General features: G+C 65.3%; 13 protein-coding genes. All 13 read left to right on the plus strand.

Annotated elements, in window-relative coordinates; genetic code table 11:
* The first annotated feature begins 30 nt into the window (after window positions 1-30).
* The 13 genes from flgH to ACKLLE_RS17980 all read left to right on the plus strand — a co-directional run bounded on the left by flgH (window position 31) and on the right by ACKLLE_RS17980 (window position 16,863).
* Complete coding sequence (gene flgH, locus ACKLLE_RS17920) at window positions 31-726, plus strand: flagellar basal body L-ring protein FlgH (RefSeq protein WP_064302501.1); 696 nt, start codon at window positions 31-33, stop codon at window positions 724-726.
* Between the two features lie 12 nt (window positions 727-738).
* A complete protein-coding gene (locus ACKLLE_RS17925) occupies window positions 739-1,848 on the plus strand; it encodes a flagellar basal body P-ring protein FlgI (protein ID WP_009402924.1) in 1,110 nt (369 codons plus the stop codon).
* A 12-nt stretch (window positions 1,849-1,860) separates the two neighbouring features.
* The gene (flgJ, locus tag ACKLLE_RS17930; RefSeq protein WP_420058666.1) at window positions 1,861-3,066 is read left to right on the plus strand and encodes a flagellar assembly peptidoglycan hydrolase FlgJ; all 1,206 of its coding nucleotides are present in this window, start codon (window positions 1,861-1,863) and stop codon (window positions 3,064-3,066) included.
* 10 nt (window positions 3,067-3,076) lie between these two features.
* Entirely contained in the window at window positions 3,077-5,125 is a 2,049-nt protein-coding gene (gene flgK, locus ACKLLE_RS17935; protein WP_064302503.1) for a flagellar hook-associated protein FlgK, read from the plus strand.
* A 13-nt stretch (window positions 5,126-5,138) separates the two neighbouring features.
* On the plus strand, window positions 5,139-6,713 hold the full coding sequence (locus ACKLLE_RS17940) for a flagellar hook-associated protein 3 (RefSeq protein WP_064302504.1): 1,575 nt from the start codon (window positions 5,139-5,141) through the stop codon (window positions 6,711-6,713).
* Between the two features lie 114 nt (window positions 6,714-6,827).
* Window positions 6,828-10,412, plus strand: a complete 3,585-nt coding sequence (locus ACKLLE_RS17945) for a glycosyltransferase (protein ID WP_420058667.1) — start codon at window positions 6,828-6,830, stop codon at window positions 10,410-10,412.
* 158 nt (window positions 10,413-10,570) lie between these two features.
* Entirely contained in the window at window positions 10,571-11,344 is a 774-nt protein-coding gene (gene rfbF / locus ACKLLE_RS17950) for a glucose-1-phosphate cytidylyltransferase (RefSeq protein ID WP_009402915.1), read from the plus strand.
* A complete protein-coding gene (rfbG, locus tag ACKLLE_RS17955; protein WP_064302506.1) occupies window positions 11,326-12,408 on the plus strand; it encodes a CDP-glucose 4,6-dehydratase in 1,083 nt (360 codons plus the stop codon). Before rfbF ends, rfbG begins: the two co-directional genes overlap by 19 nt.
* Window positions 12,405-12,965 carry a dTDP-4-dehydrorhamnose 3,5-epimerase family protein gene (locus ACKLLE_RS17960; RefSeq protein WP_064302507.1) on the plus strand — a complete coding sequence of 187 codons (561 nt, stop codon included), beginning with the start codon at window positions 12,405-12,407 and terminating at the stop codon, window positions 12,963-12,965. Before rfbG ends, ACKLLE_RS17960 begins: the two co-directional genes overlap by 4 nt.
* Entirely contained in the window at window positions 12,962-14,185 is a 1,224-nt protein-coding gene (locus ACKLLE_RS17965; RefSeq protein WP_420058668.1) for a methyltransferase domain-containing protein, read from the plus strand. The genes ACKLLE_RS17960 and ACKLLE_RS17965 overlap by 4 nt, the downstream gene beginning before the upstream one ends.
* Before the next feature lie 5 nt (window positions 14,186-14,190).
* Window positions 14,191-15,048 carry an NAD-dependent epimerase/dehydratase family protein gene (locus ACKLLE_RS17970; protein ID WP_420058710.1) on the plus strand — a complete coding sequence of 286 codons (858 nt, stop codon included), beginning with the start codon at window positions 14,191-14,193 and terminating at the stop codon, window positions 15,046-15,048.
* On the plus strand, window positions 15,038-16,111 hold the full coding sequence (locus ACKLLE_RS17975) for a class I SAM-dependent methyltransferase (RefSeq protein ID WP_420058669.1): 1,074 nt from the start codon (window positions 15,038-15,040) through the stop codon (window positions 16,109-16,111). Before ACKLLE_RS17970 ends, ACKLLE_RS17975 begins: the two co-directional genes overlap by 11 nt.
* A gap of 20 nt (window positions 16,112-16,131) precedes the next feature.
* A complete protein-coding gene (locus ACKLLE_RS17980) occupies window positions 16,132-16,863 on the plus strand; it encodes a cephalosporin hydroxylase family protein (RefSeq protein ID WP_009402908.1) in 732 nt (243 codons plus the stop codon).
* The last annotated feature ends 64 nt before the right edge of the window (window positions 16,864-16,927 follow it).

The raw sequence follows: 16,927 nt of genomic DNA on the forward strand, positions 1-16,927 counted from the left end.
CGCTACTCGTTACACCGTGAGGTCAGAGTCATGAGCCGTTTGTTGTCCGTTGTCGCCCTGGGGGGGGCGGTGTTGCTGGCTGGTTGCGTCGCGCCGACGCCCAAGCCCAACGATCCGTACTACGCGCCGGTGCTGCCGCGTACGCCCCTGCCGGCGGCCGCCAACAACGGCTCGATCTACCAGGCCGGGTTCGAGCAGAACCTGTACAGCGACCGCAAGGCGTTCCGGGTCGGTGACATCATCACCATCACCCTCAACGAGCGGACCCAGGCCAGCAAGAATGCCAACTCGCAGATCGACAAGGACAGCACTGCGAACATCGGCCTGACCTCGCTGTTCGGCTCCAGCCTGACCACCAACAACCCGATCGGCAGCAACGACCTGAGCCTCAGTGCCGGCTATAAGGGCGACCGCGGCACCAAGGGCGATGCCAAGTCGGCGCAGAGCAACACCCTGACCGGTTCGATCACCGTGACCGTGGCCGACGTGCTGCCCAACGGCATCATCGCCGTGCGCGGGGAAAAGTGGATGACCCTGAACACCGGCGACGAGCTGGTGCGTATCGCCGGCCTGGTCCGCGCCGATGACATCAGCACCGACAACACCGTGTCCTCGACCCGGGTGGCGGATGCACGCATTACCTATTCCGGTACCGGGGCCTTCGCCGATGCCAGCCAGCCCGGCTGGTTCGACCGCTTCTTCCTCAGTCCGCTTTTCCCGTTCTAGGTTCGGGTGACCATGCTCAAGTTCAAGCAGTTCGTTGCCGCGACCCTTCTCCTGGCCGCGGCGTGCAGCGCCCAGGCCGAGCGGCTGAAGGACATCGCCAGCATTTCCGGCGTGCGTTCCAACCAGTTGATCGGCTATGGCCTGGTGGTGGGGCTCAACGGTACGGGTGACCAGACCACCCAGACCCCGTTCACCCTGCAGACCTTCAACAACATGCTCTCGCAGTTCGGTATCAAGGTGCCGCCAGGGTCGGGCAACGTGCAGTTGAAAAACGTCGCGGCGGTTTCCGTGCATGCCGACCTGCCGCCGTTCGCCAAGCCGGGGCAGGTGGTGGACATCACCGTGTCCTCCATCGGCAACTCGAAAAGCCTGCGCGGCGGCAGCCTGCTGATGACCCCGCTCAAGGGTATCGACGGCAACGTCTACGCCATCGCCCAGGGCAACCTGGTGGTAGGCGGCTTCGATGCCGAGGGTCGTGACGGTTCGAAGATCACCGTCAACGTTCCGTCGGCGGGCCGGATTCCCGGCGGCGCTTCCGTGGAGCGCGCCGTGCCCAGCGGTTTCAACCAGGGCAACAGCCTGACCCTGAACCTCAACCGTCCTGACTTCACCACTGCCAAGCGCATCGTCGACAAGGTCAACGAACTGCTCGGCCCGGGTGTGGCCCAGGCGGTGGACGGCGGTTCGGTGCGGGTCACCGCGCCCCTCGATCCGGGTCAGCGCGTCGATTACCTGTCGATCCTGGAAAACCTCGAGATCGATCCGGGCCAGGCGGTGGCCAAGGTCATCATCAACTCGCGTACCGGTACCATCGTGATCGGCCAGAACGTCAAGGTGTCGCCGGCCGCGGTGACCCACGGCAGCCTGACCGTGACCATCACCGAAGACCCGATCGTCAGCCAGCCGGGGGCGTTCTCCAACGGCCAGACCGCGGTGGTGCCGCGTTCCCGGGTCAACGCCCAGCAGGAAGCCAAGCCGATGTTCAAGTTCGGCCCGGGCACCACGCTCGACGAGATCGTCCGTGCCGTCAACCAGGTGGGCGCCGCGCCCAGCGACCTGATGGCGATCCTTGAAGCACTGAAGCAGGCCGGCGCATTGCAGGCCGACCTGATCGTGATCTGAGGAGCGCAACCGATGGATCTGCCCAAGAGCGCCATGTTCAGCACCGCCGACAGCGGTGCCTATACCGACCTCAATCGCCTCAATTCACTGAAGGTCGGCGACCGCGACAGCGAGGGCAACCTGCGCAAGGTGGCCCAGGAATTCGAGTCGCTGTTCCTCAACGAAATGCTCAAGTCGGTGCGTTCGGCCACCGACGTGCTGGCCAAGGACAACCCGCTCAATACCGAGACCACCAAGCAGTACCAGTCGATGTATGACCAGCAGCTGGCGGTGAGCCTGTCCCGCGAGGGTGGGGGTATCGGGCTGCAGGACGTGCTGATGCGCCAGTTGTCCAAGCAGAAGTCGAGCCGCGTCAACACCAGCCCGTTCCCGCGGGTCGATGTCGAGCAAAAGGCGCTGTGGGCCAGCAAGGTCGCCGAGCCGGTGCGCAGCAACGAGGCTGGCACCGGCACCCGCAACGATGTCGCCGCCCTCAATTCGCGGCGCCTGGCCCTGCCGGGCAAGCTCACCGATCGCCTGCTGGCGGGCATCGTGCCGTCGGCCAATGCCAACGCGGCCACCACCAATACCGCAGCGATTCCCGGACGTACCACGGCCATGACCGACGCGGTGGTGAAGGGTGACTGGGAGCCGGCGCAAACCTTCGCCGCGCCCGGTTCGTCCATGCGCATCTACGGTCGCGCCGTGGCCCAGCCGCCGCTGGCGCCGGCGAAGAAAGCCTTCGATTCCAGCGACGACTTCGTCGCCACCATGCTGCCGATGGCCGAGCAGGCGGCCCGGCGCATCGGCGTCGATCCGCGCTACCTGGTGGCCCAGGCGGCGCTGGAAACCGGTTGGGGCAAGTCGGTCATGCGCGCCTCCGACGGCAGCAGCAGTCACAACCTGTTCGGCATCAAGGCCACCGGCAACTGGGAAGGGGATTCGGCGCGGGCGATCACCAGCGAGTTCCGCGACGGCCAGTTCGTCAAGGAGACCGCGGCGTTCCGCTCCTATGACTCGTACCAGGACAGCTTCCACGACCTGGTCAGCCTGTTGCAGAACAACAGTCGCTATCAAGAAGCGGTGAAGTCGGCCGATAACCCAGAACAATTCGTGCGAGAGCTGCAAAAGGCCGGGTACGCCACCGACCCGAACTACGCCAGCAAGATCTCGCAGATCGCAAAACAGATGAAGTCGTACGACAGCTACGCGGCGATGAGCCCAACGACGAAACTATAAGGTTTGAACCATGGCGAGTTTGATCAGCATCGGGATGTCGGGACTTGGGGCCGCCCAGTCGGGCCTGCATACCACGGGTAACAACATTGCCAACGCCGATGTTGCCGGCTATTCGCGCCAGCAGAACATCCAGACCACCAACGGCTCGATCCGCTACGGCCAGGTGTACATCGGTTCCGGTACCACCCTGGCCGACGTGCGCCGGGTGTACAACGCGTTCCTCGACAACCAGTTGCAGACCAGCACGTCGCTGAACAGCGACGCCGCGTCGTACCTGAACCAGATCACCTCGGTGGACAACCTGCTGTCCGACGCCAACACCGGCGTCACCGGCGCCCTGAAGAGCTTCTTCAGCGCGCTGCAGGGCCTGTCTGCCAAGCCCAACGACGATGCTTCGCGGCAGTTGCTGCTGACCAACGCCGAAGCCCTGGCCAACCGCTTCAACACCATCGCCGCGCAGTTCAAGGAACAGAACAGCAACATCAACGGCAACCTCAAGTCGATGACCGAACAGGTCAACAACCTGGCCAAGACCGTTGCGTCGCTGAACGAGCAGATCGCCAAGGTCGGCGCGGTCAATGGCCAGCCCAACGACCTGCTCGACCAGCGCGACGAGACCATCCGCCAGCTCAACGAGCTGGTCGGCGTGCAGACCACCAACCGCAACGGCAACATCGACGTGACCCTGGCCAACGGCCAGTCGCTGGTCCTGGGCACCAGCGTCAATGCCCTGAGCGTGGTCACCAGCACCACCGACCCGAGCCAGGTGTCGATCAAGCTGGCCTACAACAACACCACCGTGGATGTGACCAACTCCCTCACCGGTGGCGAGATCGGCGGCCTGCTGCGCTACCGCAAGGACACCCTGATCCCGGCCCAGAACGAGATCGGCCGCCTGGCCCTGGTCATGGCCGACAAGGTCAACACCCAGCTGGCCCAGGGGATCGACAAGAACGGTGAATTCGGTTCGGCGCTGTTCAACGACATCAACAGCGCCCTGTCCATGGCCGGACGCAGCATCGCCATGAACGGCAACAGCACCGGCTCCGGCAACCTCGACGTGGTGATCAAGGACACCAGCCTGCTCAGCACCAGCGACTACCAGGTGACCTTCACCAGCGCCACCAGCTACACCGTGCGCAAGCTGCCGGACAACACCAGCATGGGCAGCTTCGACCTCACTGATGATCCGCAGCCGGTCATCGATGGTTTCAGCCTGAATCTCAACGGCGGTGCGCTCAGTGCCGGCGACAGCTTCAAGATCACTCCGACGCGCAACGGCGCGGCGAACCTCGACGTGGTCATGACCGACTCGAAGAAACTGGCCATGGCTGCGCCGCTGGGCGCTACCGCCGGCGGCAGCAACACCGGCACCGGCGTGATCTCCCAGCCGGTCCTGACCTCGGTCCTGGATATCGCCGACCCGGCCCAGCGCCTGGAACTGCAGAACGGCATCAAGTACGGAACGCCGGTGCGCCTGGTGTTCGGCGACGAAACCGCCTCGCCGCAGACCTACTCGGTGGTCGATGCCAAGGGCAACGCCATCGGCAGCGGCACCTTCATTCCCGGGCAGAACAACACCCTGCAGATCAACGTGCCGATGGTCGATGCCTCCGGCGCGCCGGTGCTGGACGGCAGTGGCGTGCAGAAGACCTTCGCCTTCCAGATGGACATCAGCGGCGCGCCGAAGAAGAACGACAGCTACACCGTGTCCCTGACCGGTGCTTCGTCCTCGGACAACCGCAACGGCCTGAGCCTGCTGGAACTGCAGAACAAGCAGACCGTCGACGTCGGCAGCACCACCAAGGGCGTCAGCATCAGCGATGCCTACGGCAAGCTGGTGGAAAGCGTCGGGGCCAAGACCCAGCAAGCCAAGATGGACAGTGCGGCGACCGAGGTCATCCTGACCCAGGCCAAGGCTTCCCGGGATTCGCTCTCCGGCGTGCAGCTGGATGAAGAGGCCGGCAACCTGGTCAAGTACCAGCAGTACTACACCGCCTCGTCGCAGATCATCAAGGCGGCGCAGGAAGTCTTCAACACCTTGATCAGTGCGCTTTAAGGAGTCGTAGAGCATGCGTATTTCCACTTCCCAGTACTACGAATCCAGCGCCGCCAACTACCAGCGCAACTATTCCAACGTGGTCAAGACCGGCGAGGAAGCCAGCGACCTGATCCGCGTGCGCACCGCCGCCGATGACCCGGTAGGCGCGGCGCGCCTGTTGCAGCTCGACCACCAGAGCTCGATGCTCGAGCAGTACGCCACCAACACCACGTCGGTGCGCAACAGCCTGAGCCAGGCGGAAACCACCCTGAACTCGATCAACACCCTGCTGCAGCGAGTCAATGAGCTGGCGCTGGGGGCGGGCAACGCCGGCTTTACCGATACCGAGCGCAAGGCCACCGCCACCGAGCTGGGCAAGCTCGAAGAGCAGTTGCTGAGCCTGATGAACACCCGCGACGAGAACGGCCAGTACCTGTTCTCCGGCTCCAAGAGCGATACCCAGCCCTTCGTGCGCAACGCCGACGGCACCTACAGCTACATGGGCGACGAGGGCGAGCTGAAACTGCAGGTCGGCGACATGCTGACCATGGCCGCCACCAACAGCGGGGCCAAGACCTTCGAGCAGGCGTTGAACACCAACCGTACCCAGACCACCCTGACCGCACCCACCCCGGATGACGGTCGTGTGCGTTTCACCGACGGGCAGATGTCCAGCGCCTCGGGCTACAACGACCAGTTCCGCAGCGGTCAGCCCTACACCATCACCCTGCTCAGCAGCACCCAGTTCAAGGTCACCGATGCCTCGGGGACGGATGTCACCGCCGATGCGACCAATGCCGGGACCTTCGATCCGAGCACCACGGGTGGCGTTTCGGTCAGCTTCCGTGGCGTCGACCTGCGCCTGAACATCAACCTGCAGGCCGGTGACACCAACCCGGATGCCGTGGTGGCCGGGCACACCTTTACCCTGGAGAGCAAGCCGGACACCATCACCGGCGTGCGCAGCCCAGGCAACGCCTCCAGCACCCAGGTCAGCTCGACCCAGGTGGTGGATGCCGACAAATACGCCAAGGCGTTCCCATCCGGTGGTGCGGTGATCAAGTTCACCAGCGCCACCGACTTCGAGCTGTACGCCTCGCCGGTAACCGCCGACAGCCGTCCGGTGGCCAACGGTACCCTGGCCGGTACGCCGCCGACGGCCACCGCTGCCGGTGTGCAGTTCGACTTCAGCGCAGCGCCTGCTTCCGGTGACCAGTACGTGGTCCAGGTCAACAAGCACCAGACGCAAAACATCCTCGACACCGTCGCCCAATTGCGCCAGGCCCTGGAACAGCCGATCGACGGCAGCACCGCCGGCCAGCAGCAACTGCGCGAAGCCCTCGATGCGGCCATCTCCAACATCAGCAGCGGGCAGGACCAACTTGGCTACACCGTGACTTCCATCGGTGGCCGGGGCAAGGCCCTGGACCTGCAGGAACTGGCCAACGAGAGCCTGAGCATCGCCAACGCCAGCACCCAGTCGTCGATCCGCGACTCGGACCCGGCCGAGGTCATGACCCGCCTGACCCTGCAGCAGACCATGCTCCAGGCGTCGCAGATGGCCTTCAGCCGGATCAGCCAGCTGAGCCTGTTCAACAGCCTGTAAAACCTGCGCTTGCGCCGCGTCCCCGCTGCGGGCGCGGCGCGGCACAGCCGCCATTCCCCCAGTGCCAGGCTGTTCCGTTTCACCCGAGGGCGGTTCCTGGTCGAGAGTCTTCCCGTGAATCCAGCACCTCTTGTCAGCCTCGTCATTCCTGCCAACAACGCCCGTTTTTTCCGCGCGGCCCTGGTCAGCGCCCTGGCGCAGAGCCATGAGCACCTCGAAGTGATCGTCTGCGACGAAGGGCGCGACGACGAGATCAAGGCCATCGTCGACGAGCTGGAGCCCCTGGCGCGCTGCCCCTTGTATTACCAGCGCAACGCCCGGCCCCTCGGTCTGCCGCACAACCTGCTGGCGGGGCTGGAGCTGGCCCGCGGTGAATACGTACAGTTCCTTTGCGACGACGACCGCCTGCTGGCCGACTGCATCAGCAGCGAGCTGAAGCTGTACCTGGCCAATGACGACGTCAGCCTGGTCACCACTCGCCGCAGCCTGGTGGACGGCGAGGATTTCTCCCTGGCCCAGCGCCTGGAAAACAGCTGGTTCACCTGGGGTGACACGGTCTACCACGGCAACGACCTGCTGGACTTCTTCGAAAGCAATCCGCTGAACTTCATCGGCGGTTTCAGCAACACCCTGATGCGCGCCAAGGACCTGAACGAGTTGCTGCCAGCGCTGGTCGAGGCCGGGTTCCACGCCCATATCGATTTCGCGCTGTTCGTCTGCCTGCTGCGGCGCGGCAACCTGGCGGTGACCGCCCAGATCAACTGCATCGAGCGCATCCATCCCGAGCAGTTGCGCCGCCAGGCGGACCTGCAAGCCTCGCGCGCCAACGAGCTGCAATGGCTGCGCAGCATGTTCGCCGCCCGTCCGCCGGCCAGCGAGTCGTTCTCCGGCTGGGTGAAGATCCATGTCCTGCCGGTGGATGGCGCCAGCGTCGAGCGTGTCTGGGAAAACCTGTTCCTGGTCCATGTCTTGCGCAGCTTGCAGGCGATCCAGGAGTCCCAGGTCGGCGACCACAGCGATACCTTCGCCGACCTTTACAAGGAATGGCTCGGCTGCCGCCAGGACCCGCTGGTACTGCGCCGCTTGATGCGCCTGAGCGAGCACTGGGAACGGCAGCCGCGGATTGCCGTGGTGGTACTCGACAGCGAGGGCGACAACCAGGCGCGCCAGCGCACCCTGGACAGCATCCAGCGCCAATGCTACGGCGCCGCGAGCACCCTGTTGCTGAGTGCCGGCCGGCTGCCGGCCAGCCTCGATGAAAGCCTGATCGGCCGGGCGTTGCAGGACGACTGGGCGTTGCAGCTCAACGAAGTGCTGCCCGAGCTGGACGGCATCGACTGGTTCTGCCTGCTGCGCGCCGGTGATCGTCTCAGCGAGTTCAGCCTGATGCTGATGGCCGAGCGCATCGTGCACCTGGGCGAAATCGCCTGCCTCTACGGTGACGAAGGCGGGCTGGATGACGAGGTTTCCAGCGAGCCGGTGTTCAAGCCCGACTTCAACCTCGACCTGCAGCGGGCCTATCCCTTCACCGGGCGGGTGCTGGCGTTCTCGCGTGCTCATTACCTGGCGGCGGGCGGCTTTGCCGGCGGCTACCGGGAACTGGCGCCCCATGACCTGCTCTGGCGCCTGGTGGAAAGCCACGGCCCGCAGGTGGTCGAACATGTTCCGGAAGTCCTGGTGGAGTCGGCCTTCGGCTTCGCCGCCTGGCTGTCGTCGCCGGCCGTGGTTGCGGAAAATCCGCAGGTGCTCGATGCCCACCTGCGCCGCCTGGGCATGGATTATCGCCTGGAAAACGAGATGGGCAGCGCGATCAACCAGATCCGCTACCTGCATTCGGCGCAGCCACTGGTGACCCTGGTCTTCAGTTTCCGCGACCAGGTCGCCGCGCTGGAGCGTTGCCTGGAAAGCGTATTTGCCAAGACCACCTACCCGAACTACGAAGTGCTGGTGATCGACAACGCCAGCCAGCGCGAGGAGTCGCGAGCCTGGCTGGCAGCCATGGCGCAGATGGGGGCGCGCCTGCGGGTACTGGAGCTGGACGAGGAAAGCTCGTTCGCCGCCCAGCAGAACCTGGCGGCGGGGCAGGCCCGGGGCGAATACCTGGTGATGCTCGACGTCTTCACCGTGATAACCGAAGGTGACTGGCTGGATGAGCTGTTGGCCCATGGCCAGCGTCCCGAAGTCGGCATGGTCGGTGCCGAACTGGTCAACGCCCATGGCCTGGTGGTCAATGCCGGCGGCATCCTGGGCATGCGTGGCGCGGTGTATTCGCCGTTCGTGGGCGAGGCGAGCCAGGCCGGTGGCTATATGCAACGGCTGCAGGTGGCGCAGAACTACTCGGCCCTGGGCGCCGATTGCCTGTTGGTGCGCAAGCAGTTGCTGCTGGAACTGGGCGGCTTGAACGACGCCGTTTTCAGCGCTGCCTTCAGCGATGTCGACCTGGGGCTGCGCATGCGCCAGGCCGGTTATCTCTGTGTCTGGACGCCGCGTGCGCGCCTGGTGCTGGACCGTCCGCCGGGCCCGGCGCCGGACCCGCAGAAGGAAGCCGAGCGCCAGGCCGTGCTGGTCCAGCAGCACGAGGCCTTCCAGCAGGCCTGGATGCCGGTGATTGCCCGGGATCCGGCGTATAACGTGAACCTCTCGCTCAAGGAGGCGGCGTTCCGTCTCGAGCCTGGGCTCAAGGACGGCTGGCAGCCTTTCGTCGGGCGTTCGCTGCCGCACATCCTCGCCTTGCCGATGAACAAGACCGCCGTGGGCCACTACCGGGTCATCAAGCCGCTGACCGAGCTGGAGGCGGCGGGCTGGGTGACGCAGCAGCAGTACTTCGAGATTCCCACCAACGTCGAGCTCGCGCGCAGCGCCCCCGACGTGGCAATCCTGCAGGGGCGCTACACCGAAGGTTTCATCAAGGAAATCGAGCGGCTCAAGACCTACTCGAAGGGCTTCGTCATCTACGAGCTGGACGACTACGTGGTCAAGGTGCCGAAGAAGAACGGCCACCTCAAGCACACCCCACGCGACCTGGAGGGTTCGCTGCGCCGCGGTATTGCCCGTTGCGACCGCCTGGTGGTGTCCACCGAGCCGCTGGCCGATGCCCTGAGCGATACCCATCGCGACATCCGCGTGCTGCCCAACATGCTGGCCGAGGAACTCTGGGTCGGCCAGCGCGCCCGGCGCCGTACCTCCAGCAAGCCGCGGGTAGGGTGGGGCGGCGGTACCAGCCATACCGGCGACCTGGAAGTGATTGCCGAGGTGATCAAGACCCTGGCCAACGAGGTGGAGTGGATTTTCTTCGGCATGTGCCCGCCGGCCTTGCGCCCCTACATCCACGAATTCCATCCACCGGTCGGCCTGGGTGCCTATCCGGCCAAGCTGTCCAGCCTCAACCTGGACCTGGCACTGGCGCCGCTGGAGTTCCACATCTTCAACGACTGCAAGAGCAACCTGCGCTTGCTGGAGTACGGCGCCTGCGGCTACCCGGTGATCGTCACCGACACCGCTGCCTACCGGGGCTACCTGCCGTGCACGCGGGTCAAGACCAACTCCACCGAGGAATGGCTGGAAGCGATCCGCATGCACCTGGCCGACCCTGACGCCAGCTACCGCATGGGCGACCAGTTGCACGACGAGGTCATGCGCAACTACGTGCTGCGGCCGGAGCATGTGCAGGTGTGGTATGACGGCTGGATGCCGGGGTAATCCCACAGGTATCGCGGACAACGCCGAACCCTGTGGGAGCTGGCCTTGCCAGCGATGAGGCCCGAAAGGGCGCTGCAAATCTGGCGCGTTTCCTGCAAGTCCCCCTCTCATCGCCATAAATCCCGCGCTGCAGCCGTGCGCGACGACAGGGGAAGGACATGAAGGCAGTAATTCTGGCCGGTGGGCTGGGTACCCGCATCAGCGAGGAATCGCACCTCAAGCCCAAGCCGATGATCGAGATCGGCGGGAAGCCAATTCTCTGGCACATCATGAAGCAGTACTCGGCCCACGGTATCCACGATTTCGTCATCTGCCTTGGCTACAAGGGCTATGCGATCAAGGATTTCTTCGCCAACTATTTCCTGCATACCTCCGATGTCACCTTCGACATGCGTGCCAATCGCATGGACGTGCACCAGAACTACAGCGAGCCGTGGCGGGTCACCCTGATCGACACCGGCGAGGAAACCATGACCGGTGGCCGCCTGCGCCGCGCCGCCCGCTACGTGGAAGACGAGCAGGCCTTCTGCTTCACCTACGGCGACGGTGTGTCCGACCTGAATATCGGCGCCCTGGTGGACTTCCACATGGGCCATGGCAAGCTCGCCACGGTCACCGCCGTGCAACCGCCGGGACGCTACGGCGCCCTTGAGCGCGACGGTGACAAGGTCAGCGGCTTCATCGAGAAACCCCGCGGCGACGGCGGCTGGATCAACGGCGGTTTCTTCGTGCTGTCGCCGAAGGTCCTGCCCTATATCATCGACGATCACACCTCCTGGGAATCCGAGCCCCTGGCCCGGCTGGCGGCAGAGGACCAACTGAACGCCTTCCAGCACGATGGCTTCTGGCATCCGATGGATACCCTGCGCGACAAGAATCATCTCGAACAGTTATGGCAGAGCGGGGAGGCCCCATGGAAACAGTGGGCCTGAATGCCGAATTCTGGAACGGCAAGCGCGTACTGCTGACCGGTCACACCGGTTTCAAGGGCAGTTGGCTGGCACTCTGGCTGCGGGAACTGGGCGCCGAAGTCACCGGCTTCGCCCTCGATCCGCAACCCGGCCCCAACCTGTACGAGCTGGCCCAGGTCGGCCGCGATATCAAGGACGCCCGTGGCGACCTGCGCGACCTTGGCGCCCTGCTCGAAGTGGTGGCCGAGGCGCAGCCGGAAATCGTCCTGCACCTGGCGGCGCAGCCCTTGGTGCGCGAGGCCTATCGCGATCCGCTGGGCACCTGGTCCAGCAACGTGATGGGCACGCTCAACCTGCTCGAAGCCATTCGCCAGGTCGGCGGCGTGCGCTCGGTGGTGCTGGTCACCACCGACAAGGTCTACGCCAACCAGGAATGGCCATGGCCCTACCGCGAGAACGAAGCCCTCGGCGGCCATGATCCGTACAGCAGCAGCAAGGCCTGCTGCGAACTGCTGGCGCAATCCTACGCGGCGTCCTTCTTCCCGCCGGCCAGCCACGCCGAGCATGGCCTCGCCCTGGCCACGGCGCGGGCCGGCAATGTGCTCGGCGGCGGCGATTTCGCTGCCGAACGCCTTATTCCCGATGTGCTCAAGGCCTGGGATGCGGGGCATCCGGTGACCTTGCGCTATCCCCAGGCGGTCCGCCCCTGGCAGCACGCTCTCGAACCGCTGGCGGGCTACCTGCTGCTGGCCCATCGCTTGTATACCGAGGGCCCGGTTTTCGCCGGTGCCTGGAACTTCGGCCCGGCCGAAGGCGATATGTGCAGCGTTGGCGATGTGGTCGCGCACCTGTCGCGGCAATGGCCGGACTCGCCGGGCATGCGCGTCGAGCCGAGCGACCTGCATGAAGCCGGCGTGCTGCGCCTGGACAGCGGCCGTGCCCGGCAACTGCTCGGCTGGCGCACCCGCTGGTCCTTGCGCGAGTGCCTGGAGCACACCCTGCAATGGCACCTGGCGTGGAAGCGTGGCGACGAGATGCGCGCCGTCACCCTGGATCAGCTGAACCTGTACGCGGAGCTGTCGTGAGCGACCTGCAACTCCATGCCCTGCCGCTGGCCGGGCTCTACAGCGTGCAGCACAAGCGCCACGGCGATGCCCGCGGGCAGTTTTCCCGGCTGTTCTGCGAAGGCAGCCTGGACGGCCTGGGCGTGCCGTTGCACATTCGCCAGATCAATCACTCGCACACCCTCGGCCAGGGTTCGGTGCGCGGCCTGCATTACCAGCAGGGCGAACAGCCGGAAGCCAAGCTGATCACCTGCCTGCGCGGCGAAGTCTGGGATGTGGCGGTGGACCTGCGCGAGGGCTCGCCGACCTTCCTGCACTGGCATGCCGAACACCTCAAGGCCGGTGACGGTCGCAGCCTGCTGATCCCCGCCGGTTTCGCCCATGGCTTCCAGGTGCTCGGCGAAGAGGCCGAGCTGCTTTACCTGCACGGTGCGGACTACGCGCCGGGACGCGAAGGCGGGCTGTCGGTGCACGACCCGCGCCTGGCCATTGCCTGGCCGCTGCCTGTCAAGAATCTGTCGGCCCGGGATGAGGCCCATCCCTGGCTGGATCATCATTTCACCGGAGTGCCTGCATGAATTGCCGTGGCTGTGGCGCAGCGCTGAGCCTGCCCCTGATCGACCTGGGCACCGCGCCGCCTTCCAATGCCTACCTGCGCGCCGAGCAACTGGCGGCTGCCGAGGCCTGGGTGCCGCTCAAGGTTGGCGTCTGCCAGGCGTGCTGGCTGGTGCAGACCGAGGACTACACCCGCGCCGACGCGCTGTTCGATGCCGACTACGCCTATTTCAGTTCCTACTCCAGTTCGTGGCTGGCCCATGCCCGGCAGTACGTCGAGGACATGAGCGCGCGCTTCGGCCTGGACGAGCACAGCCGGGTGGTGGAAATCGCCGCCAACGACGGCTACCTGCTGCAATACGTCGCCGCACGCGGCATTCCCTGCCTCGGCGTCGAGCCGACCCGCAGCACCGCCCAGGCCGCGCGTGACAAGGGCCTGGACATTCGCGAGGTATTCTTCGGCGAACAGGCGGCCGCGCAACTGGTGGGCGAGGGCTGGAGTGCCGACCTGATGGCGGCCAACAACGTGCTCGCCCATGTTCCGGACATCAACGATTTCCTGCGCGGCTTCGCCACGCTGCTCAAGCCGTCGGGGGTTGCCACCTTCGAATTCCCGCACCTGCTCAGCCTGATGGCCGAGAGCCAGTTCGACACCCTGTACCACGAGCATTATTCCTACCTGTCGCTGACGGCGGTGCGCACCCTGTGCCAGCGCAACGGCCTGGAGATCTTCGACGTCGAGGAGCTGCCGACCCACGGTGGCTCGTTGCGGGTCTACGTGCAGCGTGCCGATGGTCCGCAGGCGGCGCGGCCGGCGGTGCAAGCCTTGCTCGACACGGAGGACAGGGTGGGCGTAACCACCACCGGTTTCTACGCGACACTGGCCCCGGCCGCCGAACGCATCAAGCACCAGTTGCTGCGCTTCCTGCTCCAGGCCAAGGCCGAGGGCAAGCGCGTGGTTGGCTATGGCGCTGCCGCCAAGGGCAACACCCTGCTCAACTACGCCGGGGTCCGCGCCGACCTGCTGGCCTGGGTGGCCGACGCCAATCCGCACAAGCAGGGCAAGTTCCTCCCCGGGAGCCGCATTCCGGTGGTCGCACCGGAGCGCCTGGCCGCCGAGCAGCCGGACTACGTGCTGGTATTGCCGTGGAACCTGCTCAAGGAAGTCAGCGAGCAGCAGGCGCTGGTGCGTGAATGGGGCGGGCGTTTCGTCATCGCCGTGCCGGAGCTGACCATCCTGTGACTGCGATGACCGTACTGGTGACCGGTGCCAGCGGCTTTGTCGGGCGGCACCTAGTCGCTGCATTGCTGGCCCGTGGTTGCCAGGTGCGCGCGGTGGCCCGTCGCCAGGCGCCGGCGCGAGCCTTGCCATGGTTCGACCGGGTCGGGTTCGTGGCCGCCGATATCCATGATCCGCGCACCGATGTCGCTGCCCTGTGCGAAGGCGTCGATGCCTTGGTCCACCTGGCATGGCCGGGCCTGCCCAACTACCAGGGGTTGTTCCATCTGGAACACAACCTGATGGCCGACTACCGCTTCATCAAGCACGCCGTCGAGGCCGGGGTAGGGCAGGTGCAGGTCACCGGCACCTGCTTCGAGTACGGCATGCAGAGCGGCCCGCTGAGCGAAACCCTGGAATGCCGGCCGGCCAATGCCTACGGCCTGGCCAAGCACAGCCTGCATCTGTTCCTCGACACCTTGCGCCAGCAGGTGCCGTTCACCCTGCAATGGGCGCGGCTGTTCTACCTGCATGGCGAGGGGCAGAACCCCAACAGCCTGCTGGCGGCCCTGGACCGGGCCATTGACGCGGGGCAGGCGCAATTCGACATGTCGGGCGGCGAGCAATTGCGGGATTTCCTGCCCGTCGAGACGGCCACCGCACATCTCGCCACTTTGCTGCAACGGCGCGATTTCAGTGGCGTGGTCAATATTTGCAGCGGCCAGCCGATAGCGGTACGCAGCCTGGTGGAGCGCCACCGCGCCGCGCGGGATTCGCGGATCGCCCTGAACCTGGGGCACTACCCTTATCCGGCGCACGAGCCCATGGCCTTCTGGGGCGATGCCCGACGCCTGCATACCTTGCTGGGAGCAGAACATGAAGCATGAGTTGTACCGCGCCGATGCCTTGCCGGTGCTGCAGAACCGCACATTTGCCGATGCCGCCAGTGCCCGGGCCAGTGCCAGCGCCGATATGCGCCTGGTGCAGGACGCTCGCACCGGCCTGGTGTTCAACGATGCCTTCGATGCCGACAAGCTCAGCTACGACAGCGACTACCAGAACGAGCAGGCCCATTCCGGGCAGTTCCAGCGTCATCTGAACGATGTCGAGGCCATCGTTGCCCGCCATTTCAAGGGCCACAGCCTGATCGAAGTGGGCTGCGGCAAGGGGTACTTCCTCGAACTGCTGCGCGAACGCGGCTATGCCGTGACCGGTATCGATCCGGCCTATGAGGGCGACAGCGCCGACGTGATCAAGGCGCCGTTCACCGCCGAACTGGACCTGCGCGCCGATGCCATCGTGCTGCGCCATGTGCTGGAGCATATCGCCGATCCGGTGGGGTTCCTCCACGAGATCGCCCGGGCCAACGGCAACGCCGGCCTGATCTACATCGAAGTGCCGTGCCTGGACTGGATCATCGAGCACAAGGCCTGGTTCGACCTGTTCTACGAGCACGTCAACTATTTCCGCCTCTCTGACCTGCAGCGCCTGTTCGGCCGTGTGCTGGAGGCCGGGCGCCTGTTCGGCGAGCAATACCTGTACGTGGTCGCCGACCTCGCCAGCCTGCGCCGCCTCGACGATGGCGCGGCCGAGCCACTGCGCCTGCCGGCTGATTTCAATGCCAGCCTGGCACGTGCGGTGCAGATCGTGCAGCGCGATGCCGGCAAGGGCTCGGCGATCTGGGGCGCGTCGTCCAAGGGCGTGATCTATTCGCTGTTCCTGCAGCGTGCCGGGGTGGCGGTCGACCAGGTGGTCGATATCAACCCGGCCAAGCAGGGCCGCTACCTGCCGCTGAGCGGCGTGCGCGTTTCGTCGCCGCAGGAGGCCATGGCCGCCTTGCCCGACGGCGCCAACCTGTTCGTGATGAATTCCAACTACCTCGAAGAAATCCGCCGCATGACCGCCGACCGGTTCGTCTACCACGCCGTCGACAGCGCCGCATTTCAATGACTTCCCGGAGAGACAGCACCATGACCGACGTTATCAAGGCCTTCGAAGCCGAATGCGAGGCCGGCATCAAGGCCCAGGGCCAGGACGAGCAGCTCAAGGGCCTGGCCCGGGACTTCTTCAACGAGTCGGCCAAGCACAAGTACAGCTACCACTTTTCGTGGATGGGCCGGCCGATCATCCAGCTGCCCCAGGACATGCTGGCGATGCAGGAGATCATCTGGCGGGTCAAGCCGGACCTGATCATCGAATGCGGCATCGCCCACGGCGGTTCGATCATCTACTACGCCTCGTTGCTGGAACTGCAGGGCCATGGCGAGGTGCTGGGCATCGACCTGGACATCCGCCCGCACAACCGCGAGGCCATCGAAAGCCATCAGATGGCCAGGCGCATTTCCATGATCGAGGGTTCGAGCATCGATCCGGCGGTGGTGGAGCGCGTGCGCGCCTTCGCCGAAGGCAAGAAGGTGATTCTGGTGCTGGACTCCAACCACACCCATGAGCACGTGCTCGAAGAACTGCGTGCCTACGCACCGCTGGTGGCGGTGGGCAGCTACTGCGTGGTGATGGATACCGTGGTCGAGGATATGCCGCCGGAGTTCTTCCCGGACCGTCCGTGGGGCCCGGGCGACAACCCGAAGACCGCGGTGTGGGAATACCTCAAGGAAAACGCCGATTTCGAAATCGACCAGCAGATGCAGGACAAGCTGCTGATCAGCGTGGCGCCGGATGGCTACCTGCGCCGGGTACGCTGACTTTTACCGACCCTAATGGCCCCGGCTTGCCAGCGATGGGGCCCGAGAGCACACAGCAGATTTC

The organism is Pseudomonas bharatica, from assembly GCF_048586865.1.
In the GTDB taxonomy this organism is placed as follows: Bacteria; Pseudomonadota; Gammaproteobacteria; order Pseudomonadales; family Pseudomonadaceae; genus Aquipseudomonas; species Aquipseudomonas bharatica.

What these genes read in the sequence shown, in the direction of transcription:
- ACKLLE_RS17940 (WP_064302504.1), top strand. Translation starts at nt 5,139, where the DNA reads ATGCGTATTTCCACTTCCCAGTACTACGAATCCAGCGCCGCCAACTAC.
- rfbF (WP_009402915.1), top strand. Translation starts at nt 10,571, where the DNA reads ATGAAGGCAGTAATTCTGGCCGGTGGGCTGGGTACCCGCATCAGCGAG.
- ACKLLE_RS17965 (WP_420058668.1), top strand. Translation starts at nt 12,962, where the DNA reads ATGAATTGCCGTGGCTGTGGCGCAGCGCTGAGCCTGCCCCTGATCGAC.
- ACKLLE_RS17925 (WP_009402924.1), top strand. Translation starts at nt 739, where the DNA reads ATGCTCAAGTTCAAGCAGTTCGTTGCCGCGACCCTTCTCCTGGCCGCG.
- flgJ (WP_420058666.1), top strand. Translation starts at nt 1,861, where the DNA reads ATGGATCTGCCCAAGAGCGCCATGTTCAGCACCGCCGACAGCGGTGCC.
- ACKLLE_RS17980 (WP_009402908.1), top strand. Translation starts at nt 16,132, where the DNA reads ATGACCGACGTTATCAAGGCCTTCGAAGCCGAATGCGAGGCCGGCATC.
- flgH (WP_064302501.1), top strand. Translation starts at nt 31, where the DNA reads ATGAGCCGTTTGTTGTCCGTTGTCGCCCTGGGGGGGGCGGTGTTGCTG.
- rfbG (WP_064302506.1), top strand. Translation starts at nt 11,326, where the DNA reads ATGGAAACAGTGGGCCTGAATGCCGAATTCTGGAACGGCAAGCGCGTA.
- ACKLLE_RS17970 (WP_420058710.1), top strand. Translation starts at nt 14,191, where the DNA reads ATGACCGTACTGGTGACCGGTGCCAGCGGCTTTGTCGGGCGGCACCTA.
- flgK (WP_064302503.1), top strand. Translation starts at nt 3,077, where the DNA reads ATGGCGAGTTTGATCAGCATCGGGATGTCGGGACTTGGGGCCGCCCAG.
- ACKLLE_RS17975 (WP_420058669.1), top strand. Translation starts at nt 15,038, where the DNA reads ATGAAGCATGAGTTGTACCGCGCCGATGCCTTGCCGGTGCTGCAGAAC.